This is a genomic window from uncultured Maricaulis sp. (assembly GCF_963975345.1).
Taxonomy (GTDB): Bacteria; Pseudomonadota; Alphaproteobacteria; order Caulobacterales; family Maricaulaceae; genus Maricaulis.
Map to the genome: position 1 here is coordinate 22804 of NZ_CAXBGE010000001.1, position 22613 is coordinate 45416.

A 22613-nucleotide genomic window follows, 5' to 3' on the forward strand; every position below is an offset into this window, starting at 1 on the left:
TCGATCCGCTTTGTGTCAGGGCAGGGCAATCAACCGCGTGATCGCGGCGGCGATGATCGGGCGCAGCCCGGCATCGGGGGCTTTCGACAGCGTGATCAAACGATCCCGCATGCTCGGGTCCCAGAATTTCCTTAAGTGAACGGCGACGCCCTCAATCGCCTCGGCTTCGGTATAGGGCGTGTAGAAATCGGCAATCTGGTCGGCCATCCGGAGCAGGTTTGCATCATTCATCGGCACGCTCCGGGGCAAAGAAAACAATCGCGCCGCGCGATCCGGTCGCGGCGATCGGCAGGCTCAATCGCTGTGCCAGATCAAGCGCCCGTCCGGTCGGGGCGGACTGCGCAGCGAGCAGGGCTGCCCGCATACGCGCCGCCTTGAATACGAGCTCGAAACTGCAACGGCTGCTCATCACGACAAAGCCCTCATCAGTCGTTTCGCCATGACGCAGGCGGGCGCCGGCCAGCTTGTCGAGCGCATTATGGCGGCCAACATCCTCGCGCACGAGGATAATCTCGCCATCGGTACGGCACCAAGCGGCGCCGTGGACGCTGCGGGTTTCGCGGTTCAGGTGCTGGTGATCGGGCAGGGCACCAAGCGCGGCGCGAATGGCCGTTGGCGCGATCACCGGACCGGGTGGCACGGCGACCGGTGGCGCCTGCAGATCGGCGAGTTTTTCGATGCCGCACAGGCCGCAACCGGTACGGCCATCAAGCGCGCGGCGGTGCACTCTTTCGCTGCGCAGCAATTCAGGCGCGATGCGGATGTCGGCGGTGAGGCCTTCGGGCCATTGGCGCACATCGACTCCGTCGATATCGCGCCCGCCCGCCACTGCTCCCTCGGTCAGGGCCAGGCCGATGGCGAGGTCTTCGATATCGGCCGGCGTCGCCATCATCACGGTCCAGGCGGTGCCATTGAATCCGATTTCGACCGGGACTTCTTCGGCGATCCCCCAGCCGCGCGGCACCGGGGCGGACGAATAGACGCTCGCGCGCCGGCTGACAGGGATAGAAGGGCTCGCCACGCCTGAAACCTATTCCGCAGCCGGCATGACGCGCACGGCGCGGTGGGCGCGTCGCTCGCGCTCGGCCTGCCAGTCGGACGGCATGTTGGATGGCGAAACCTGCACCGCAGTCACCTTGTATTCCGGGCAGCTGGTCGCCCAGTCGGACAGCTCGGTGGTGACGACATTGGCGCCGGTCTCCGGGTGATGGAAGGTGGTGTAGACGATGCCAGGCGGCACGCGGTCGGTGATTGTGACCCGTACCGTGATCGCGCCCTTGCGGCTCGAGAGGGAGACCATATCGCCATCGGCGACGCCGCGCATTTCCGCATCAGCCGGGTGGATTTCCAGCTCATCCTCGTCATGCCAGCGGCAATTCTCGGTCCGCCGGGTCTGGGCACCGACATTATACTGGCTGAGGATGCGGCCCGTGGTCAGCAAAAGCGGGAAGTGCCGGTTGGAGCGTTCCTCGGTCGGCACATATTGCGTCATCATGAAACGGCCCTTGCCGCGCACGAAGCTGTCAATATGCATCACTGGCGTGCCGTCGGGTGCCGCTTCATTGCAGGGCCACTGGATCGAGGGACCGTTATCGAGCCGCTCGAAACTGACCCCGGCGAAGGTCGGCGTCAGGACGGCGATCTCGTCCATGATCGCGGCGGCATTGTCGTAATGCATCGGGAAGCCCATCGCCGTGGACAGGCGGCAGACCGTCTCCCATTCCGACAGGCCCTGGCGCTCCGGCATGGCCGGGCGGACCCGGTTGATGCGGCGCTCGGCATTGATGAATGTGCCGTCCTTTTCGAGGAAGGAAGTTCCGGGTAGGAAGACATGGGCATAGGCCGCCGTTTCATTGACGAACAGGTCCTGCACGATGACGCAATCCATCGCCCGCAAGGCCGCCAGAACATGGTGGCTGTCGGGATCGGATTGGGCGATATCCTCGCCCTGGATGTAGAGGCCGCGGAAGGTGCCATTGAGGGCGGCGGAGAACATGTTGGGAATGCGCAGACCCGGCTCGGCCAGCAATTCGCGGCCCCAGGCCTGCTCGAATGTGCCTCTGACGATATCGTCGGCGACATGGCGGTAGCCGGGGAATTCGTGCGGGAAGGAGCCCATATCGCATGAGCCCTGGACATTATTCTGGCCCCGCAGCGGATTGATCCCGACGCCATCCTTGCCAAAATTGCCGGTCGCCATCGCCAGATTGGCCATGCCCATCACCATGGAGGAACCTTGTGAGTGTTCGGTGACGCCGAGCCCGTAATAGATCGCGCCATTGCCGCCCGTGGCATAGAGCCTCGCCGCCTCGCGCAGGTCTTGCGCCGGTACGCCACTGACCGCCTCGACGGATTCGGGTGAATTGCTGGCATCGCGGATGAAATCGACCCAGCGTTTGAAACTCTCATCTTCGCAACGCTCGGCGACAAAGGCCTCGTCGACCAAGCCCTCGGTGACGATGACGTGGGCGAGGGCATTGATGACGGCGACATTGGTGCCCGGGCGCAGCTGCAGGTGATGCGCCGCGCTGATATGGGGAGCGCGCACCAGATCGATGCGGCGCGGATCGATCACGATCAGCTTGGCCCCGGCGCGCAGGCGCCGTTTCATGCGTGAGGCGAAGACGGGATGCGCGTCGGTCGGATTGGCGCCGATCACCAGAATGACATCGGCCTGCTCAACCGATTTGAAATCCTGGGTCCCCGCCGAAGTACCCAGCGTCGCGCTCAGTCCATAACCGGTCGGCGAATGGCAGACCCTGGCGCATGTATCGACATTATTATTGCCGAAGGCGGCGCGGACCATTTTCTGGACGACATAGACCTCTTCATTGGTGCAGCGCGATGAGGTGATGCCGCCAATGGAACCGGTGCCGTGTTCGGCCTGGATACGACGCAATCGGCTGGTGGCAAATTCAATCGCCTCGTCCCAGCTGCATTCGCGCCAGGGGTCGGTGATAGTCTCGCGCACCATCGGCGAGAGGCGCCGTTCCTGATGCGTGGCATAGCCCCAGGCGAAGCGGCCCTTGACGCAGGAATGACCCTCATTGGCGCCGCCATCGCGGTCGGGTGTCATGCGCACTACTTCATCACCCTGCAGCTCGGCGATGAAGGAACAGCCGACGCCGCAATAGGCGCAGGTCGTCTTCACTTCACGCCGGGGCAGGCCGTGCTCGACAATGGACTTCTCCATCAATGTCGCAGTCGGGCAGGCTTGGACACAGGCACCGCAGGAGACGCATTCGCTGTCGAAGAAGCTCTCGCCGAGGCTGGCGGTAACCTTGGAATTGAAGCCGCGCCCCTCGATCGTCAGCGCCAGCGTGCCCTGGACTTCGTCACAGGCCCTGACGCAGCGCGAACAGACAATGCATTTCGAACCGTCAAACTGGAAATAGGGATTGGAGGCATCGATGCCTTCATCGAGATGGTTCTCGCCATCAAAACCATAGCGCACCTCGCGCAGGCCCACTTCGCCGGCGGTGTCCTGAAGCTCGCAATCGCCATTAGCCGAACAGGTCAGGCAATCGAGCGGGTGGTCGGAGATATAGAGTTCCATAATGCCGCGGCGCAGGGCTTCCAGACGCGGCGACTGGGTGGTGACTTTCAGGCCCTCTGCGACCGGTGTGGTGCACGAAGCCGGCGTGCCCTTGCGGCCGTCAATCTCGACTAGGCACATGCGGCAGGATCCAAACGGCTGCAGGCTGTCAGTGGCGCAAAGCTTGGGAATTCGGGCATCGGTCTGGGCCGCGGCGCGCATGATCGATGTGCCGGCCGGCACGAAGACGCGCTTACCATCAATCTCGAGGCTGACACTCGGTTCGCCCGTCTTGGCCGGGGTTCCGAAATCTGACGCTTTGCGGCTAGCCATGATCCTAGTCTACCACCGTTTTATCTGACTGTAGTGGCCGGGGTTGGAAGTCCTCGCGGAAATGGCGCAGGACGCTCATCACCGGCATCGGTGTCAGCCCGCCCATGGCGCAGAGCGAGCCATCGGTGAGGACGGTGCACAGCTCCTCGACCAGAGCGAGATTGGCCTCGACATCCTCGCCGCGCCGAACCTTGGCCAGGGTCTCGGCACCACGCACAGAGCCGATGCGGCAGGGCGTACACTTGCCGCAACTTTCCTCGGCGCAGAATTCCATCGCGAATTCCGCTTGCCGCGCCATGTCGACCGTATCGTCAAACACAACAATCCCGCCATGACCGAGCATCGCCCCGGCGGCGGCAAAGGCTTCATATTCCAGGGGCAGGTCCAGCATCGAGGCGGGCAAATAGGCCCCGAGCGGGCCGCCGACCTGGACGGCGCGGATCGGCCGCCCCGACCGGGTGCCGCCGCCATGGGTCTCGATCAGTTCACGCAGGGAGAGCCCGAAGGGCGCTTCAAACAAGCCGCCGCGTTTGATATTGCCGGCCAGCTGGAAGGCCTGGGTGCCGCGCGAACGCTCATTGCCAAGCGCCTGATAGGCGGTAGCGCCGTTGGCGAGAATATCCGGCACACTGGCGAGCGTGAGCACGTTATTGACGATGGTCGGCTTGCCGAACAGGCCGGAAATCGCCGGGATGGGTGGCTTGACCCTGACCTCGCCGCGCTTGCCCTCAAGGCTTTCGAGCATCGCGCTCTCTTCGCCGCAGACATAGGATCCGGCGCCGCGCCGCAAGGTGAGATGGAAGCTTTTGCCCGAGCCGAGAATATCATCGCCGAGCCATCCGCGACTTTCCCAGGCAGAGATGGCGGCGCGCAATGTTGCGATGGCGTCGGGGTATTCCGAGCGCAGATAGATCAGGCCCTGGGTCGCGCCGACGGCGAGGCCGGCGATGACCATGCCTTCGATCAACAGACCCGGATCGCCTTCGATCAACATACGATCGGCGAAGGTGCCACTATCGCCTTCATCGGCATTGCAGCAGATATATTTCTGCCCGCCCGGCGCGTCGGCGGCGGTCTTCCATTTGATCCCGGCGGGAAAGCCCGCACCACCGCGTCCGCGCAGGCCCGAGGCGGTGACTGCCTCGATGGTCGCCGCCGGGGATTGGGCCAGGGCGGCGCGCAGACCGGTCAGTCCGCCGCTCGCCTGGAAGGCGTCCAGGTCGAGCGGGTCGATCACACCGCAGCGGCGGTAGAGCAGGCGGGTCTGGGCCTGCATCCAGCTCAGCGCCTCGACGGGGCCAAGTGCGAGTGCGTGGGTGTCGGCTAAACCCTGATCGAACAAGGCGTCGACATCGCCGTCACCGACGGGCCCGAAACCCTGGCGGACTCCGTCACGTTCAATCTCCAAAAGCGGTTCGAGCCACATCATGCCGCGCGATCCGGTGCGTATCAGCGACAGCTCAATCCCACGCTGTTGGGCGACGGCCTCAAGCCGGTCAGCGACCGCATCAGCGCCGACCGAGCGGGCAGCGGCATCGCGGGGCAGATAAAGGGTGAGCGGCTCAGTCATCGCTGTCCGCCTTTCCAAGCGCCGCGGCAAGCACATCGACCGAGGCACGCCCGATCAGCGTCTCGCCAATCAGGGCAGCGGGGCCAAGGGCGCAATTGCCCAGGCAATAGACTGCTTCATGGGCGATGCCCGCCTTGTCCAGTTCGGCCGCGAGACGGTCAGCGCCAACGGACTGACAGGCTTCGGCCCGGCACAGGCGCAGGCGGTTTGGATCGTGCGGTTCGGTCGTGAAATCCGCATAGAAGCTGCGCACGCCTTGGATTTCGGCGCGGGAGATATTGAGTTCGTGCGCGATGACGCGCGCTGCATCGTCGCTGACACATTTGTGCCGGGTCTGGACGTCGTGCAGGATTTCAATCAGCGCCTCGGCGCGGTCATCATGCCGGGCGCAGACCTGTTTGGCTGTTTCAATATCCGCCTGGGGCAAGCCGTTCTCCGCAAAAATGATTGGATGGCGTATGCGACATTAGCCGGAAATTCGCTTATGGCCATCCCCCTGGTTTCGCCAGTTCAACCGGGCTTCGCCGCCAGCGCGGATGGCACTGGATATTTGCACCAGTGACTCAGGCAAGCTGTTAAAATGAGATTGTGCGGGTGCGCCGAGACGTTGCGTGGCCTCAGCGACACAGTATTCGACAGGTCGGCGGCTTGATTCTTTGACGCGAGGAAAAAATGCGTTGAAACTAAAGGTTGGTGCTATGATCTCGGTTTGGCAGAGACAATTCGTGAAACTGCGGTTCGAGCCATGTGCAAACCGTGAATCGCGAACGGGCCTGCTGCGGTCGATGGATATGCGCGTGTCGGTGGCGTGAGAACGTCTGACCTTCTCCACCAGCGGGACGGCCAGGATCACAATTGGAGTAAAGCCCTAAGGGGGGCCATTTGGTACAGGACATCAATCTCGCCGGGGCGCCGAGCAAAGTGAATTGGCCATCGATCATCCGGAATTTCCGGATGTCGAAGCGGTTGAAGCAGGCGGCGCTCGCAGCTGATCTCGGGGTGACCCAGGCGATGATTTCGCGCTGGGAGAATGGCGAGTCGGATCCGCCCGACCGGGTCAAGCGCCGTATGGCAGAACTGGTGCAGGACGCTTTCGTCGTGGCACCGGCGCCGACCTGGGTTGACCTCGTGACGCTCAATCCCGGCATCGAATTCGTCACCGACTCGATGGGCATGTTCAAGGCGATTTCCGCCGGAGCGCTGGAGCTGTTTGGTGTGTCCCGCGAAGCGGTCGAAGGCCGGCCGGCGAGCCGCTTTCTTGGCGGCGATTTCGCTGCGACAATGGAGGCCCTGCGCACCAAGGGCATGTTCCGCAGCGATCTGGTGTTCGCGCAGAGTCTCGGGACGGTCGAGATCAACAATGGCTCCGGCACAACCGCGCTATTGTGCGACTTCATCCATTGGCCGCGCATCTCCGAGGTGCGCGCAATTTATTGTGTGCACTCGGGCGCTGTGCTCGACCCGGCCAAGTATGAGCGTCGGTTGGAACTGCGTGGGCAAAAGATCGTCACCCGCAAGACGTTTTAATCGCGCGACTTGGTTCGCTGCGTGAGAGCATAAAAAAGGGCGGCCCACTGGGCCGCCCTTTGTATTTACCAGGTGTGTTGGCTCAGTTTCCACGTTGCGCGTCACGCAGAGCCCGGAATTCATTGCCCTCATACCAGTTTGGCCAAGCGTCGGAATTGGCCAGTTGTGCGCCGACATCATAGAGCAGCGTGACGGTTTGGGTCATGCCGTCCATCCGCCAATCGGGTGAATATTGGTCGCTCGGTGCGTGGTAGCGGTTGACGGTGTAGTCTTCACCGGCCGCTTCACCCGCTGCGGTGCCACCATCGACCAGATCGGTTCCACCTTCGGAGTAGAGCATCGGCACGCCGTGCTTGGCGATCGAAATATGGTCGGAGCGATAGAAGGAGCCTGCCGACGGGTTAGGGTCTGGCGCGAGATGGCGACCTTGCAGGGCAGCCTCTTCGGCGAGAATGTCCTCAAGCTCAGAGGCGCCAAAGCCGACAACCACGACATCATTTGATGGTCCGACGGGCATGATCGCATCGATATTGATGCCGCCGACGGTCTGGCTGAAGGGCACGACCGGGTGTGCCCCGTAATAGGCTGAACCGAGCAGGCCGGATTCTTCCGCCGTGACGGCGATGACCATTACCGAGCGCTCTGGTGGGTTGGCGACGAAGGCTTCGCCGATTTCCAGAATGGCAGCGGTGCCGGAGGCATTGTCGACGGCGCCATTATAAATGCCGTCTTCGCCTTCGGGCACGTCACGGCGACCGAGATGGTCCCAATGGCCGGTGTAGAGCACGTATTCGTCCGGCCGTTCGGTGCCGCGAACCACACCGACGACATTACGGGAATCCATCGTGCGGGTCGTGTTGTGCAACGTGCCGCCGGCACTCAGGCCGGTCATCGGAACGGCGGTGAAGCCGGGCTGGGCCGCGCTGGCGGTCAGCGTGTTGAAGTCGAGGCCGGAAAGCTCGAACAAATGCCGGGCGATATCTTCGGTAACCCAACTCTCAACCTCGGCAAATGTGCCTTCGCCGGGTGCCCTTGCCAGGTCAAGCTGGGAGCCGGACCAGGACCCGGTGATCACATTCCAGCCATAAGAGGCTGGCGCGGTCTGGTGGATCAGGATGACGGCGGCGGCGCCCTGCCGGGCAGCTTCTTCGTATTTATAGGTCCAACGCCCGTAATAGGTCATGGCATTGCCGTTGAAGAGACCACTGTCGGGATTGGCATAGCCGGGATCATTGACCAGCATCACCACGGTCTTGCCCGTGACATCGACGCCGGCATAATCGTCCCAGCCATATTCCGGAGCGACGACGCCATAGCCGACGAACACCAGATCGCTGTCCGCAACCGAGACTTCCGGCTGGTTCAGCTTGGTCCAGTAGACGATATCGTCGCCCATGCGCAGGTCGAGCGGTGCACCGTTGAAAAGGACGTCGAAATTCGAGCTGGCGGTATCCAGTGTCACTTCCAGCAGCGAAACCGGCTGGAAATAACTGCCCTGATAGCCAGGCTCGAGCCCAATCCGGGCCATTTCGTCGGCGACCCATTGACTGGCGGCCATGCCACCCGGCGTGGCTGGAGCGCGGCCCTCAAAGCCGTCATCGGCGAGGGTCGAGATGCGGTAGCGCAAATCGGCTTCATTGATATCGCCGGTCGTTGGCATCACGGCGGGCTGGAACGCCGCCGCGTGTGTCTCGGTTGTTGTGTCAGCCGCATGGGTCGCGGCGTCGGTAGTCGTTTCGTCAGCCGGCTGGCTACAGCCAGCGAGGGCCAGTCCGCCAATCGCGGCGGCAAGAACCATATATCTCATCCCGATTTCCCCTTATTCGGTTGGGCTTCGATGTAATTGTGTGGCACATCGTGCACCGGAGCAAGACTTGCGCAAGCTGCGGCCTGCAGAGGATTGAGGGAATTGGGGTTTGACCAAACCTGAACGAGGGTTCAGGTTTGGTTTCAATCAGGATAGCTGGCGCAGTGATGTGCCTGGGCCATTTCAGGGGAGAGACAATGACGGATCGTCCAGCCGGGTCGAAAGCGACTCAACTGCCGAGCGCGAACTACAGCAAATTGGTGATGCTGCTCCTCTTCCTCGTCTACGCTTTCAATTTTCTCGATCGCCAAATTATCTCGATCCTCGCCATCCCGATCAAGGAAGATCTGGGTCTGACCGACGAACAGCTTGGTCTGCTGGGCGGTATCGCCTTTGCTCTCCTCTATTCGACTCTCGGCGTGCCGATCGCCTGGTTCGCTGATCGCATCAACCGAACCTGGATCATGACGGGCTCGCTATTGATCTGGAGCGGCTTTACGGCCGTGAGCGGTCTTGCGACCAATTTCACACAGCTCTTCCTGGCGCGGGTTGGCGTCGGGATCGGCGAGGCCGGCGGCGTGGCGCCAGCCTACACGATCATTGCCGACTATCATCCGCCAGAGAAACGCGCCCGGGCGCTCGCGATCTACTCGCTGGGAATTCCCGTCGGTAGCGCTTTTGGCGTGATCGCCGGCTCGCAAATCGCGGGCGGCGGCATCTCCGATAGCCTCGACTGGCGTTCGGCATTCTTCATTGTTGGCATTGCCGGTGTCATATTGGCGCCAATCTTCAAACTTCTGGTTCGCGAGCCCGTGCGAGGACAGTTTGACGGCGTCCTCGCCAAGCGCCCGACGGCGCTCGAGACGGAGGCCGCCTATCCCCCGGCCAAGGCGCGCATCCTGTCGATCGCCGGCGCGGTGCTGTTCGCCTTGCCGAGCCTGCTGGCGATTTTCAGCATCACCGTATTCGGTGGCGGCGCCTCGCAGTCGGTCGGGCTTTTGCTGGCCGTCGCTGCGCTCGGGGCAGCCTGTGGCTGGTTCGCCGGCCAGTGGGTGAGCCGGTGCGCGCATTGGTCGGTATTGGCCTTGGGCACAAGCGTCTTGATGCTTCTGCCCGGATTGCTCGCTTGGGGCGTTCCCGCATTGATAACCGGCGAGGGGCTCGGACTGGGTGCCATCGGCTGGCTGGTGGGACGTGCCATCGCCGGCGCGTTGATTGGCGTCTTCTTCGTCTTCTTCCGCGAGTTCATGAATCTCGCCCTTGAGAAACCAAGTTTCTGGCTGATGATCATGGGCGCCTCGGCCTCCTCGATGATGGGATATGGCGTCTTCTTCTGGCTGCCCTCCTTCTTCGCCCGCAGCTTCCAACTCTCGCTGACGGAAACGGGTTGGCTGTTTGGCGGCGTCCTGTTCGTGGCCGGCAGCCTCGGCATTTTCCTCGGCGGTGTGATGGGCGACTGGATGGGCAAGCGCAAACGCTCAGCCTTCGCCACCGTCCCGGCGATCGCCTTCCTGATTTGTACGCCGCTCTACTGGGCCGGCATCATGTCGCCTTCGGCACTGATGGCGGTCGTCATCCTGTTTGTGCCAACGGCGCTCGGGCTCGCTTGGCTGGGACCGGTGCTGTCAGCCTTCCAGCACCTTTTCCCGCCGCACATGCGGACCAGCGGATCGTCGGTCTTCCTGCTCATCAACAATCTTTTGGGCATTGGCGGCGGCGTCTACGTGCTCGGCCGTCTCTCGACCTTGCTGGCGCCGACCTATGGCGAGGGTTCGCTGCGGATTTCCATCCTGATTGGCTCTTGTCTTTACCTGGTTGCTGCCGGCTTCATGTTCTGGGCTGCGCGCTATCTCGCCCGCGACTGGGTCGAGCATGTGCCGCAACACGATGTGGATCGAGCGGCTGAGCCGGCCTGATGTCAAAAGGATTCAGCGATCATTTTTTCACGACCGCCGATGGTCTGCGATTGCACTATCGCGACTATCCGGCCGTTGGTGAGGCGCGCGGTCTGCCGGTTCTGTGCCTGCACGGGCTGACCCGCAATGTCTGCGATTTCGAGGATCTCGCGCCGCGTCTGGCGACGCTGGGGCGGCGTGTCATCGTGGCGTCGCAGCGTGGCCGCGGCCGCTCGGATCCTGATCCGCAGGCGGAGCGCTACCAGCCCCTGACCTATTCCGGCGACATGATTGGCTTGCTCGATGCGCTGGCCATTGAACGCGCGGTCTTCATCGGCACGTCGATGGGTGGCCTGATGACAATGATTATCGCCGCACAGCAACCACAAAAGGTGGCGGCGGCGGTGCTGAACGATATCGGCCCAGAGATTGCGAAAGCCGGCCTCGACCGGATCAAGACGAATGTCGCGAGCCGCGACCCGGTCGGGACGTGGGACGAGGCGGCGGCCCGGTCGCGTGAGGCGAATCTGGCAGCCTTCCCGGCGCGCGCGGACGATGCGGAATTTTGGCTCGATTTCGCGCACAAGACCTGGGTCGAGACTGGCGATGGCCGCATCGCCCTGGCCTATGACGGCGCGATTGTCGATCAGATCGACAGTTCGGCCATCCCGCCCGATATGTGGCCGTTCTGGGAGCCGTTCAAATCAATCCCGACCCTGCTCGTACGCGGCGCAATCAGCGATTTGCTGAGCGCTGCGACGGCGGTAGAGATGCATCGGCGCAAACCCGATCTCGATGTCGTCGAAGTGCCAGAGACCGGCCATGCACCCTTCATGACCGAGCCGCAGGCCTGGACCGCAATTGAAGACTTTATCCAGCGTGTGGATTAGGCGAACACGGTCCTGAGCATCGCAGCTTCCGGTGCCTGGTTCCAGAACAGGCGTTGGCCGGCTTCGATGTCGACCGCGCAGATATTGCCGGTTTTGACTTTCGCGTCGTGCTCCTCGCCCTCAAGCACGCCGTGCATATAGCGCATCACGCCGTTCGAGGTGATGATCAGGGCAAAGCGGCGGCTCAGCGCTGCATCGCGCATCACGGAGAGCGCATTGGTCCGCAAAGTCGCCTCGTCGGGTGACCAGTCGACGCCGTCGGGCCGGCGATGCTCTTCATTCCAGGTGCGGTGCGCTTCGGCGCCGAATTCCGCGATGATCTCGTCGCAGGACTTGCCGCCCCAAGAGCCGTAATCAATCTCGCGCAATCGGTCATCAATTTCGACCTTGCCATGAAAGCCACAAAGCACAGCGACGAGCTCGGCGGCGCGGCGGGTGCGCAGGAGGGGGCCGGTGATGATGCGTTCTGGTGTCAGGCGCGCATCACGCAGGGCATTGCCGAGCGCGGCGGCCTGTTCCTCGCCCTTGTGGACCAGCGGCAGGTCCTCCTTGGCGCCAACCCAGACGACCTTGTCGCCGGGACCGAATGTATTGCCGTGACGGGCCAGCAAAACCTTGCTCATGGCACCAGCTCACCTTCGCGGGCGATAATGCCCTCAACCACGGGCACGTCTTCCGGTGCATCGACTGACCAAGCCGAGCGGCCCCGATAATCAGTCGGCACGATCCGGATCGGAATGCCGTTCTCCAGGGCGCGCAATTGCTCCAGGCTTTCGGCTTTCTCCAGCGGCGAAGGTTCCAGCGCGACGATCCGCTCCAGCGTGTCACGGCGATAGCCATAGAGGCCGATATGCTGCCAGGTCGGTGTGCCGGCTTCGGGATGGCGCTGGAAGGGGATGACGCCCTTGGAGAAATACAGCGCGTCCATCGCCCGGTTGAAGACGACGGTGGTGCCGCCGACAATGCCCTTGGCCTTCATCTCGCGCATCCGGATCGCGGTTTCCTCGGGCATTTTCACGGCCGGGGTCGCCATCGCCAAAGCCTCGTCGGCGAGCATGGCAGTGGCGACATCGCCGATCACCCAGGGCGGGATCAGCGCGGCATCGCCTTGGACATTGATGATGATGTCCGCATCGCTGCCCAGTCGCTTCACAGCGTCGAGCGCGCGCTCCGTCCCATTGCGGCATGCCGGATCGGTCATCACCGCTTCGCCGCCAAAGCCCCGGACGGCATCGACAATGCGCTCGTCATCGGTGGCAACGACGACGCGGTCGACGCCGGGGGCCGCGCTGGCTGAGCGCCAGACGCGTTCGATCATCATGCGACCCGCAATTTTTTCGAGTGGCTTGCCGGGAAAACGGCCGGAGGCATAGCGGGCGGGAATGATGGCGATAACGGACATATGGCGGGGCTCCTCGGTCGGGTTTGCTTGTTCCACAAGCCCCCGCCAATTTCCAGCACTTCTGTGCGGCAGGGCGCTTTCCCGGCGCGTTTATTGCGTTTGGACCCCTCGCGTGGAATAATGACGTAGCAGGCTTGCAGCGATCACTCGCACACTCAATCTGGAGGCGGAACGGCCGTGCTGGGCATTATTCGCATCACCGCGATTACCAGTGCAGTTCTGTTGGGCGGCGCTGCCTTTGGTCAGCCCACCCATCAAAGTGTTCCGCGAGCGCTCGACGCGCAGGCGGACGAGGCCGCCGCAGCAGCCGAATTATTGCTGTTGGAGACGCTTCGCCGCCGGGCCACTAGCCCGACGGCGACAGTGGACACCGACAACGAAGATGCGATCCTGATTGTCGCCGAGGGGCCGGACAGCGTTGTTTGCCGCTGGCAATACCGCAATGGCAGTCATTTCCGTGAAAGGCGTTGCCGGTCGCGGTTCCAGGCGCAGCGCGAAGAGCGCCAAGCGGCCTATGCGATGCGGCGATTGCGCGGCTTTTAGGCTGTCGCCTTAGCCGCGGGCTGTGACCTGCGAGCGACTTGCACGCCCCGACGAACCGGTGGGGCCGTCGTGCGCTATTTGCTTTTAAGTTGCATTTAGAGGGGTTGCGCCGCATCATTCCGCTGGTTTTGCCGCGCCGCAATCGGGTCGCGACTGGTTTCAACGCACGGGAGGAGAACAACATGAACAGATTCATCGTGACTGGTCTTGCCACCGCATGTCTGCTGTCGGCGCCGGGTCTGGCCAATGGGCAGGATACAACTGAACTGGCGGTCGCTCCGGTGGACGCCGAGGTGAGCCAGACCGAACCTGCTGCGGAAGAGACGGCGGCGCCGGACGCGCCTCAGGTGGTCGAAAATGATCCCAATGAAGTGATCTGTCATACACGCCGGCAGACCGGCAGCAATTTCCGCGAACGGATCTGCATGACGCGACGTCAGGCCGAGCAGGCTGAAGAAGCTGCGGAACGGTCACTCGCTCGGATGCGCCGGGGCCGGGCTTTTTCGCCGAACTAGTGCGGCCCGGACCGCAAGCCGCCCCGCCTGAACCGCTGCGAAGCGGAATGCGAGCTCGGCGATGCTTGCCCTGTCGCGCTTGCGACGAAGCTGTGACCCGACAGGGTCGGGCAATTGGCGTCAACTCGCCAGTCTTGTAATGACTTATGGACTTCAACAGCGCCCGGTCTTATGGCCGAGTATCTGTCTTTCCCGCCATTACCAGATTTCGAGACCCTGATGCGCCATTTTCTATCGACTGCCGATTGGACCCGCCCCGAACTCCAAGGCCTGCTTGATCGCGCGGCCAGCTTCAAATCTGGCTCGGGCAGCCGTGCGCTCGAAGGCAAATCGATCGCGCTGCTCTTCTTCAATCCATCGCTGCGCACTCGCTCGTCTTTCGATATCGGTGCCTGGAAAATGGGCGGGCACGCCATTGTGCTCGATGCCAAGGGTGCGACCTGGCCACTCGAATTCGCCGACGGTGCGGTGATGGACGGGACCGCCGAGGAGCATGTGCGTGAGGCCGCGCGAGTGTTGTCGAGCTATGTTGATCTGATTGCAATTCGCTGCTTCCCCGAGTTCAAGGACTGGGCCGTCGAGCGCGAGGATCCGATGATCTCGGCCTTCGCCCGGCATTCCACCGTGCCGGTGATCAATATGGAGACCATCGTCCATCCCTGTCAGGAGCTGGCGATGATGTTGGCCATGCAGGAGCGGATCGGCGCCGTGCAGGACAAGACCTTCTTGTTGACCTGGGTTCCGCATCCCAAACCGCTCAATACGGCGGTCGCCAATTCGGCGCTGCTGATGGCGGCCAAGTTCGGGATGAATATCCGGCTTCTGGTCCCCGATGAGCGCTACCGTCTGGACGAACGCTATATGGGTGCGGCCGAGCGCTTTACCGCCGAGGGCGGCGGCTCTGTCACGATGACGAGCGATATTGAGGCAGCTTATTCCGGTGCCGATGCGGTTTATGCCAAGAGCTGGGGCGCGCTCCCCTTTTATGGCCATTGGGAAGACGAGGCGCCCTATCGTGCCAAGGGCGCGGATTTCATGATCACGCCGGAGAAGATGGCGTTGACCAATAGTGCCACCGTCAGCCATTGCCTGCCGATGCGGCGCAATGTGAAGATCGCCGATGCCGTCGTCGATAGCCCCGCTTTTCTGGGCATCGAAGAGGCCGCTAATCGCTTGCCGGTGCAACAGGCCGTGATGGAAGCGCTGGCCAATCAGGGACAGTTCAAGTGACGGCTCAAGCCCCCGGCGTTCGCCCGACGATTGTCCGCTTGCTGTCGCATATGCGCGACGGCAAGGAGATCCGCGAATACCTGCAGCGCTTTTCCGGGCTGGACCAGGAACGCTTCGCCGTCATCAAGGTCGGCGGCGCAGTGATCCAGGAGGATCTTGACGGTCTGGCAACGGCGTTGGCCTTTCTGCAATCGGTCGGCCTGTCGCCAGTTGTGGTGCATGGCGGCGGCCCGCAGTTGGATGCGGCCCTGTCCGAGGCCGGTATTGGCACCGAACGCATCAATGGTTTGCGGGTCACCCGTGAGAATGCGATCCCGATCATTCGCGACACGCTGACCCGCGCCAATCTCCAGCTGGTCGACGCGATCCGTGAGGCCGGTGGCCGCGCCGCTGCTGTGCCGCGTGGTGTGTTCGAGGCTGAGCTGATCGACGAAGACAAGTTGGGCCGGGTCGGCGAGCCGACGAATATCCATCTCGAACTTGTCGCGGCGGCTGCGCGGGCTGGACAGGCGGCGATCCTTGCCTGTCTTGGTGAAACCCATGACGGTCGCCTGGTCAATATCAATGCCGATTTTGCGGTGCGCGCCCTGGTGCAAGCCTTGCAGCCCTACAAGGTCGTGTTCCTGACGGGCACGGGCGGCCTGCTCGACGAAGCGGGCGATGTGCTGTCCTCGATCAACCTGGCGACCGATTACGCGGGCCTGATGAACGCAGAATGGGTCAATGGCGGCATGCGATTGAAGCTTGAGGAGATCAAGCGCCTGCTCGACGATTTGCCGCTCTCCAGCTCGGTTTCGATCACCAGCCCGGCAGAGTTGGCGCGTGAGCTCTTTACCCATGCCGGCGCTGGCACGCTGATCCGTCGCGGCGAGACGATCTTGTCGACGAGCTCCAAGGATGAGCTCGATCTCGGCCGTCTCGACGCTTTGGTAACCAAGGCCTTCGGTCGCGCTCCGATCGCCGGCTATTGGGATAATCTCGTGCTCGACCACGCTTTCGTCACCGATAGCTACCGGGCCGCCGCGATCACGAAGCGGCTGGATGACTGGATCTATCTCGACAAATTTGCCGTGCTGGACGATGCGCGTGGCGAAGGGCTGGGGCGCACGGTCTGGCACCGCTTGGTCGAATATGCGCCTCGCCTGATCTGGCGGTCGCGGACGGCCAATCCGGTCAACAACTTCTATTTTGACGAATGCGACGGCGCGATCCGGCGTGATGAATGGACCGTCTTCTGGCGCGGCGAAGGCATTCGCCCGGCCGAGATCGACGCCGTTGTCACACGGGTGTTCGAACTGGCGCCGACGTTGGAGCCGGTGTCATGAAAAAGCGGATCGGTCTGGTTGGTGCACGCGGCCATACCGGGCGCGAATTGCTGCGCCTGATTGCGGCGCGCGATGATCTTGAACTCGTCTTCGCCAGTTCACGGGAACTGGCCGGCCAAGCGGTCCACGATATCGCGCCGGAGATAGCGGCCGGACTGATGTTCGAAGCCCTGTCGCCTGAGGCGGTCGCAGAACGAGGAGCGGATGCCGTTATTCTCGCCCTGCCCAATGATGCCGCCGGCGCCTTTGTCGCTGCGATTGAAGTGGTGAGCCGGAATACGATGATTGTTGATCTCTCGGCGGACTACCGGTTCGATGATGGCTGGACCTATGGTCTGCCTGAAATCCACGGCCGCGACGCGTTGCGCTCGGCAAGGCGGATCTCCAATCCAGGCTGCTATGCTACGGCCGGGCAGTTGGCCATTGCGCCGCTACGGGGCCGACTGGCGGCCGATCCACATGTCTTCGGTGTCTCGGGCTATTCTGGTGCCGGCACGACGCCGTCGCGGAAAAATAACCTGGAAGCCTTGCGTGACAATCTCATGCCCTATGCCCTGACCGGGCATTTGCACGAGAAAGAGATGTCGCGGCAGCTCGGGGTGGATGTCCATTTCACGCCGCACGTGGCGGCTTTCTTTCGCGGCATCGTCGCGACGGTGCACCTGTCCCTGGCAGAGCCGATCACACGTGAAGCCCTGATCGCGCTCTATGAGGCGGCCTACCGCGGTGAATCACTGGTGCGCGTGACCGAAGAGACACCGGAAGTGCGCGATGGGGCGGAGGTGGCCGGCGCTGTGATTGGCGGCTTCGGGCTCAGTTCCGATGGCCGCCACGCCGTGATCGTCTGCACGCTCGACAATCTGCTCAAGGGCGCGGCGGTTCAGGCCTTGCAGAATCTTTGCCTGGCGCTGGGGCTGCCGGAGTAATCAGTCCTCGTCCCGCTTGCCGTCATCGATTTCCTGCCAATGCGCCTCATAGGCCGCATCGCGCTCAATGCGGTGATAGCCCTGTGCCCGCCACAGCGTGAATTCGCGCGTCTTGTCGCCATCGAGCGGGATAGACAGGCTGCCAGCGGATTCGAACAGGTCGAAATCCTCACGCATTTTTGCCACTTCCAGCGGCCGGTGCGAGACGATCAGGATCGGTGCTGCATGACCGTCCTCGAGTGGCCATTCCTGTTCGGCATGATTGACCGGTCCGGAATAGCGCAACCACATCGCCAGTGGTGGGTTAGTATCGCTGCCATAGCGTTGCATCTGGTGGAAGATATTGCGGTCGTCGAACACGAGAGCGCTGTAGTCGGCAGCCATGCCCGCCTCGCCGATGGCGTCGGCGGTTGCCTGCCAGGCACGGATGCGCTTGGTGGCGTTTTCAAGGTGGACGGCTTCTGTCAGCGAAGGGCTGACCACCACGACGCTCATGAATAATCCGAGCGCGGTATGGAAGGCGATCGACCCATAGAGCACGCCGCGGCGCCAAGCCGGTCCGCGCAGCAAAAAGCTGGCGACCAGAAGGGTGGCTGCGACATAGGCGGCGCCAGCCCAATTGGCGTGGGCGCGACTGATGAAGGCCTCTGCGGATACGGTCAGTAGTGGCGGCAGGATGAAGGCCGCCAGCAGTCGCGATTCGGGCAAGGCCTCACGAAAGCGCCAGAGAATGCCGCCAAGGATTGCCAGCAGGACGACGAATAAGGCCGGCCCGAAAATGCCCAGCTGTCCGGCCAGAAACTCGACCAGTTCGCCGGGGTGAAACAGGTCTCCGCCCCAATTCGCATTGGCGGCGGTGTGGGTCACGGTGGCGAAATCATGCGCCGCATTCCACATGATATTAGGCGTGAGCAAGGCCGTGCCGATCAGCAAGGCGAGCGCCCCACGCAAGGTGAGCAGGGCCTGGCGCGTCGGTGCATCGATGACGATGCCGATCCCCAGCCCGAGCACGAAATAGAGCATGACGTATTTGGACAGGAAGCCGAGACCTATCGCCACGCCGAGCCCGACGGCGCTGGCCCAGCCGCCACCATCGCGCAGGCGCAGAAGTGCGTAGAGCCCTGCGGACCAGGCGCACATGGCCGGCACGTCGGTCGAAATGACGGCGCCGGAGATGAACATGGATGGAATCGTCAGATAGATGAGCGCTGCCCAAAACCCGGTCCGGGCGTCCCAGAGCTTGCGGGCACTGAGGAAGAGGAAGCTGGCCGTAATCGAATGCAGCACGGGCGAGGCCAGCCTGACGCTGAAATCGCTGTCGCCGAACAGGGTCGTCGCCAGCCTGATCAACCAGGCGATCATCGGCGGTTTCGAGAAATAGCCCCAGTCCAGTTGCAGCGACCAGACCCAGTATTGGGATTCGTCGGCGTAAAGCTCGATCGGGTTGAGCGCGAGGGCGAGAATGCGGACCAGGGTGACGCAAAGAATCAGTGCGACGGTCGCCCGCTGCCAAGTCCACGCCCATGGGGTGTATTTTCGATTCAACTCAACCATTGAGGGCTCACAAGTCTTAAGAAAGTGTAACATTTTCGCCGCAGGCTATGCCCTTTCCACTGTGGCGCGTAAAGAGCGCTTTGGACAGGGAATGCGGTGGTCGCAACGGGTTCGCCCCCCGTATGTAGGGCAAATGCCGGACCGAAAACACATATCTTGCGCGATTCAGCCCATGACGCGCGGATTCAAGTTTGGCGACGGTTAGGCGACGGTCACAAAACCTTCGCTGGCCTGTCTTGGATTCTTCGTAGGTCCGGCGTACGAGGCGCTTGCTTCGTCGGGGGACACGCTCCCCTGTTTGGTCGATCCTAGGGGGACATCTCCAAATGACATTCATGAAAAAACTTTCACTGAGCGCGGCGACCATCGCCCTGCTGGCGGCCGCGCCGGTCGCTGTCCATGCGCAGGAAACCTCGTCTTCGCTGCGTGGTTCGGTCATCAACGGCGCTGGCGCCGCGATTTCCGGTGCCCGCGTCACCATCCAACACGTACCCAGTGGCTCGATTTCCAGAACCACAACCAGCGCCAATGGCGGGTTCTCCTCGACCGGCCTGCGCGTCGGTGGTCCCTACAACGTCACGATCACGGCTGACGGCTATCAGCCTCGCCGCGTCGAAGACGTCTTCCTGTCACTCGGTGAGAGCCAGTCGCTCAATCTCGAAATGTCCGCGGGCTCTGAAACGACCGACGTGATCGTCGTCACCGCATCAGCCATTCAGGCCTTGAATACGGCTGTTGGTCCGAATTCGACCTTCAGCCTGCGCGACCTGCAAGAAACCCCTGCGATCAATCGCGCGCTCGCCGATGTCGTGCGCCAGGATCCTCGCATCTATATCGACGAATCGTTCAACGACTCGATCCAGTGCGCCGGTGCCAATCCGCGCTATAACAGCCTTACGGTTGATGGTTTGGGCCTGAATGACGGCTTCGGTCTCAACTCGAACGGTTACCCGACCCAGCGCATGCCATTCTCCTACGACGCCATCGAGCAGGTCTCTGTGGAGCTGGCCCCGTTTGACGTCGAATACGGTGGCTTCACCGCCTGTAACATCAATGCTGTTACCAAATCCGGCACCAATGAATTCCATGGCGGCGCCTTCTTCGACTTCACCTCGGACGCACTTCAGGGCGACTCGCTTGAAGGCACCGACTTCACTGTCCCTGAATACGAGCAGAAGCGTTACGGCATCACCTTCGGTGGCCCAATCATCCGCGACCGCCTGTTTTTCTTCGCCGCTTATGAGCGCTTTGAAGGTATCGACATTTTTGATCGTGGTCCTGAAGGTTCCGGCGCTCCAACCGAGATCACTGGTTTTACCCAGGCCGATTATGCCGACATTCTCGACATCGCCCAGAACGTCTATGGCTATAATCCAGGTGGCATTCCAGGCAATGCCCCGGTTATCGATGAAAGCATCCTGGTTCGTGTCGACTGGAACATTAATGACGACCACCGTTTTGCGCTGACCTACAACCAGTCGGAAGGTGCCAACCGTACCGAGTCTGACGGCGACAACAATGAGTTCGAGTACGAGAACCACCTTTATAATCGTGGTTCAGACCTGACCGCCTACACCGCGCAGCTGTTCTCCAACTGGACGGATAATTTCTCTACCGAGGTGCGGGCCTCCTACCAGAAGGTCGATTTCACTCAAGCTTCGATCAACGGCACCGATTTCGGTGAAGTCCAGATCCGAGTCGGCGGCAACACCATCTACATGGGTGCCGACGATTCACGTCAGTCCAACGAACTCAACTACTCGACCATGACCCTCAAGGGCGTGGGTCACTATCAGTGGAACGACCACTTCATCTCCTTCGGCGCCGAGCGTCTGACCTACGACATTTTCAACCTCTTTGTTCAGCACACCGAGGGCGAATGGCGTTTCAACTCGATCACTGATTTCCGCAATGGCGATGTCGACCGCATCTATTACGGCAATGCCCGCGGCACGAATAACCCTGCCGATGCCGGTGCGAGCTTCACTTACGACATCAACACCGTCTACGCGCAGGACGAATGGTCTGGCCCGAATGGCCTGACCCTGATCGCCGGTCTGCGTTATGACTGGTACACGACCGATGACGTGCCGAACGCGAACCCGAACTTTCTGGCTCGTAATGGCTACACCAACGCCGACTCCCTCGATGGCCGCGGGCTGGTTCAGCCTCGCTTCGCCTTCACATGGGATGCCCGTCGTGACCTGACGCTTCGTGGTGGCTTTGGCCTCTATTCCGGCGGCAATCCGAATGTCTGGGTTTCCAACAACTTCGCCAATGATGGCCTGACGGCTGTCCAGCTGACCAACCGTTCGCCAGACAATCTGTTGACCGGTGCAGAGACCTATACCCAGGACGAAGGTACTGGCGGTCGGCCGATCTGGGGCGTGCCACAGAGCATGTATGACAGCGTTGCTACCGGCGCAGCCAATTCCGGCGTTAACGCCATCGACCCGAATTTCGAAATTCCGGCCGAATGGAAAGCGGCATTGGGCTTCACCTATGACGGCGCTCTGCCTTATCTCGGTGACGGTTATACAGTGATGGGCGATCTGCTTTACTCGCAAAGCCGCGACGCAGCCGGCATCGTCGATGCAACGCTTGAGCAAGTTGATACGGCACCGGATGGTCGCCCGATCTATCGCTCGATCGATCGCAGCGATCCCGATTGTGTCGTTCCAACCGCTGCAGCCTGTTCAAGCCGGAATTTCAATCAGGACTTCATTCTGACCAATTTCGACGGCGGCCAATCCCTCGTCTTGTCGCTCGCGGTCAGCCGTGATTATGATGACCTGGGTTTGAGCTGGACAGCTGCTTATGCCTACACCCAGTCCGAAGATGCCAACCCGATGACCTCATCGGTTGCCTTCTCGAACTACGCGAACGTCGCGGTCTCCGATCCGAACAACCCGCGGGCCACCACGTCCAACTACGAGATCCCGCACCGTTTCACAGGCCGGGTTTCCTGGGAGCATAACTTCTTCGACGACCTGACAACCCGGGCCACCCTGTTCGGGCAAGTCAGCCAATCGCGTGGCTATTCCTTCTCCTTCGATCGGGATGATGGCGACATGTTTGGTGATCTCGTTGACCGTCGTCACCTGCTCTACGTACCGACCGATGCGAGCGATCCGCTGGTTCGCTTCGCACCTGGCTTCGACACGGCGGCCTTCTTCGCCTACGCCGATGCCAACGGTCTGGCACGTGGTGCCATCGATCAGCGCAACTCACATGAAGGTTCCTGGTGGACCAAGATGGATCTGCGCATCGAGCAGGAATTCCCGGGCTTTGCTGAAGGTCATCGGGCTGCGGGTTATCTCGTGATCGAAAACCTCGGCAATTTGATCAATGATGAATGGGGCATTCTCAACCAGGCGAATTTCCCGCAAATCCGCAATATCGTGAACGCGGATTATGATGCGGTCGCCAACCAGTATGTCTTCCAGAGCTTCAACCCGCAGGCTCCGGAATCCCGGGTCTCCACTGCGTCGACCTGGCAGGTCCTGTTTGGTGTGAAGTACGACTTCTAACCACCTGCATTACCTGTAAATACACAGCGGA

18 protein-coding genes are annotated in these 22613 nt (G+C 61.8%); 9 read left to right on the forward strand and 9 right to left on the reverse strand.

Annotated elements, in window-relative coordinates:
* Positions 1-15: 15 nt before the first annotated feature.
* The 5 genes from AAC029_RS00105 to AAC029_RS00125 are packed head-to-tail and all read right to left on the reverse strand — an operon-like array spanning position 16 to position 5865.
* Positions 16-231, reverse strand: a complete 216-nt coding sequence (locus AAC029_RS00105) for a formate dehydrogenase subunit delta (protein ID WP_339742513.1) — start codon at positions 229-231, stop codon at positions 16-18.
* Positions 224-1021: a formate dehydrogenase accessory sulfurtransferase FdhD gene (fdhD, locus tag AAC029_RS00110; protein WP_339742515.1), complete on the reverse strand. Its 798-nt coding sequence runs from the start codon at positions 1019-1021 to the stop codon at positions 224-226. The genes AAC029_RS00105 and fdhD overlap by 8 nt, the downstream gene beginning before the upstream one ends.
* A gap of 9 nt (positions 1022-1030) precedes the next feature.
* Positions 1031-3868 carry a formate dehydrogenase subunit alpha gene (fdhF, locus tag AAC029_RS00115; RefSeq protein WP_339742517.1) on the reverse strand — a complete coding sequence of 946 codons (2838 nt, stop codon included), beginning with the start codon at positions 3866-3868 and terminating at the stop codon, positions 1031-1033.
* A gap of 4 nt (positions 3869-3872) precedes the next feature.
* Positions 3873-5438: an NADH-ubiquinone oxidoreductase-F iron-sulfur binding region domain-containing protein gene (locus AAC029_RS00120; RefSeq protein WP_339742519.1), complete on the reverse strand. Its 1566-nt coding sequence runs from the start codon at positions 5436-5438 to the stop codon at positions 3873-3875.
* Positions 5431-5865, reverse strand: a complete 435-nt coding sequence (locus AAC029_RS00125) for an NAD(P)H-dependent oxidoreductase subunit E (protein WP_339742521.1) — start codon at positions 5863-5865, stop codon at positions 5431-5433. The genes AAC029_RS00120 and AAC029_RS00125 overlap by 8 nt, the downstream gene beginning before the upstream one ends.
* Positions 5866-6359: 494 nt before the next feature.
* On the opposite strand from AAC029_RS00125, the gene AAC029_RS00130 reads away from it, so the two are divergent.
* Entirely contained in the window at positions 6360-6965 is a 606-nt protein-coding gene (locus AAC029_RS00130) for a helix-turn-helix transcriptional regulator (RefSeq protein ID WP_339743273.1), read from the forward strand.
* A gap of 82 nt (positions 6966-7047) precedes the next feature.
* Here the strand turns inward: AAC029_RS00130 and AAC029_RS00135 are convergent, their stop codons facing one another.
* Positions 7048-8772 carry a M28 family metallopeptidase gene (locus AAC029_RS00135; protein ID WP_339742523.1) on the reverse strand — a complete coding sequence of 575 codons (1725 nt, stop codon included), beginning with the start codon at positions 8770-8772 and terminating at the stop codon, positions 7048-7050.
* 197 nt (positions 8773-8969) lie between these two features.
* Between AAC029_RS00135 and AAC029_RS00140 the strand changes: the two genes are divergently transcribed.
* Together AAC029_RS00140 and AAC029_RS00145 are read left to right on the forward strand one after the other, a co-directional pair.
* Entirely contained in the window at positions 8970-10688 is a 1719-nt protein-coding gene (locus AAC029_RS00140; RefSeq protein ID WP_339742526.1) for an MFS transporter, read from the forward strand.
* Positions 10688-11557, forward strand: a complete 870-nt coding sequence (locus tag AAC029_RS00145) for an alpha/beta hydrolase (RefSeq protein ID WP_339742529.1) — start codon at positions 10688-10690, stop codon at positions 11555-11557. Before AAC029_RS00140 ends, AAC029_RS00145 begins: the two co-directional genes overlap by 1 nt.
* Here AAC029_RS00145 and AAC029_RS00150 read toward each other — a convergent pair.
* Together AAC029_RS00150 and kdsB are read right to left on the reverse strand one after the other, a co-directional pair.
* Complete coding sequence (locus AAC029_RS00150) at positions 11554-12180, reverse strand: histidine phosphatase family protein (protein ID WP_339742531.1); 627 nt, start codon at positions 12178-12180, stop codon at positions 11554-11556. The two genes, AAC029_RS00145 and AAC029_RS00150, sit on opposite strands and share 4 nt — an antisense overlap.
* A complete protein-coding gene (gene kdsB, locus AAC029_RS00155; RefSeq protein ID WP_339742534.1) occupies positions 12177-12959 on the reverse strand; it encodes a 3-deoxy-manno-octulosonate cytidylyltransferase in 783 nt (260 codons plus the stop codon). The genes AAC029_RS00150 and kdsB overlap by 4 nt, the downstream gene beginning before the upstream one ends.
* A 177-nt stretch (positions 12960-13136) precedes the next feature.
* On the opposite strand from kdsB, the gene AAC029_RS00160 reads away from it, so the two are divergent.
* The 5 genes from AAC029_RS00160 (at position 13137) to argC (ending at position 17498) form a co-directional block, all read left to right on the forward strand.
* On the forward strand, positions 13137-13502 hold the full coding sequence (locus AAC029_RS00160) for a hypothetical protein (RefSeq protein ID WP_339742536.1): 366 nt from the start codon (positions 13137-13139) through the stop codon (positions 13500-13502).
* Positions 13503-13684: 182 nt separating this feature from the next.
* Positions 13685-14017, forward strand: coding sequence for a hypothetical protein (locus AAC029_RS00165; protein ID WP_339742539.1), 333 nt, complete (start codon positions 13685-13687; stop codon positions 14015-14017).
* Positions 14018-14236: 219 nt separating this feature from the next.
* The gene (locus AAC029_RS00170; RefSeq protein WP_339742541.1) at positions 14237-15247 is read left to right on the forward strand and encodes an N-acetylornithine carbamoyltransferase; all 1011 of its coding nucleotides are present in this window, start codon (positions 14237-14239) and stop codon (positions 15245-15247) included.
* Complete coding sequence (locus AAC029_RS00175; RefSeq protein ID WP_339742543.1) at positions 15244-16572, forward strand: acetylglutamate kinase; 1329 nt, start codon at positions 15244-15246, stop codon at positions 16570-16572. Before AAC029_RS00170 ends, AAC029_RS00175 begins: the two co-directional genes overlap by 4 nt.
* Positions 16569-17498: an N-acetyl-gamma-glutamyl-phosphate reductase gene (gene argC, locus AAC029_RS00180; protein ID WP_339742546.1), complete on the forward strand. Its 930-nt coding sequence runs from the start codon at positions 16569-16571 to the stop codon at positions 17496-17498. Before AAC029_RS00175 ends, argC begins: the two co-directional genes overlap by 4 nt.
* On the opposite strand, the gene AAC029_RS00185 is transcribed toward argC, so the two are convergent.
* Entirely contained in the window at positions 17499-19052 is a 1554-nt protein-coding gene (locus tag AAC029_RS00185; RefSeq protein ID WP_339742548.1) for a glycosyltransferase family 39 protein, read from the reverse strand.
* Between the two features lie 326 nt (positions 19053-19378).
* Between AAC029_RS00185 and AAC029_RS00190 the strand changes: the two genes are divergently transcribed.
* Complete coding sequence (locus AAC029_RS00190; protein WP_339742550.1) at positions 19379-22582, forward strand: TonB-dependent receptor; 3204 nt, start codon at positions 19379-19381, stop codon at positions 22580-22582.
* Positions 22583-22613: the final 31 nt, after the last annotated feature.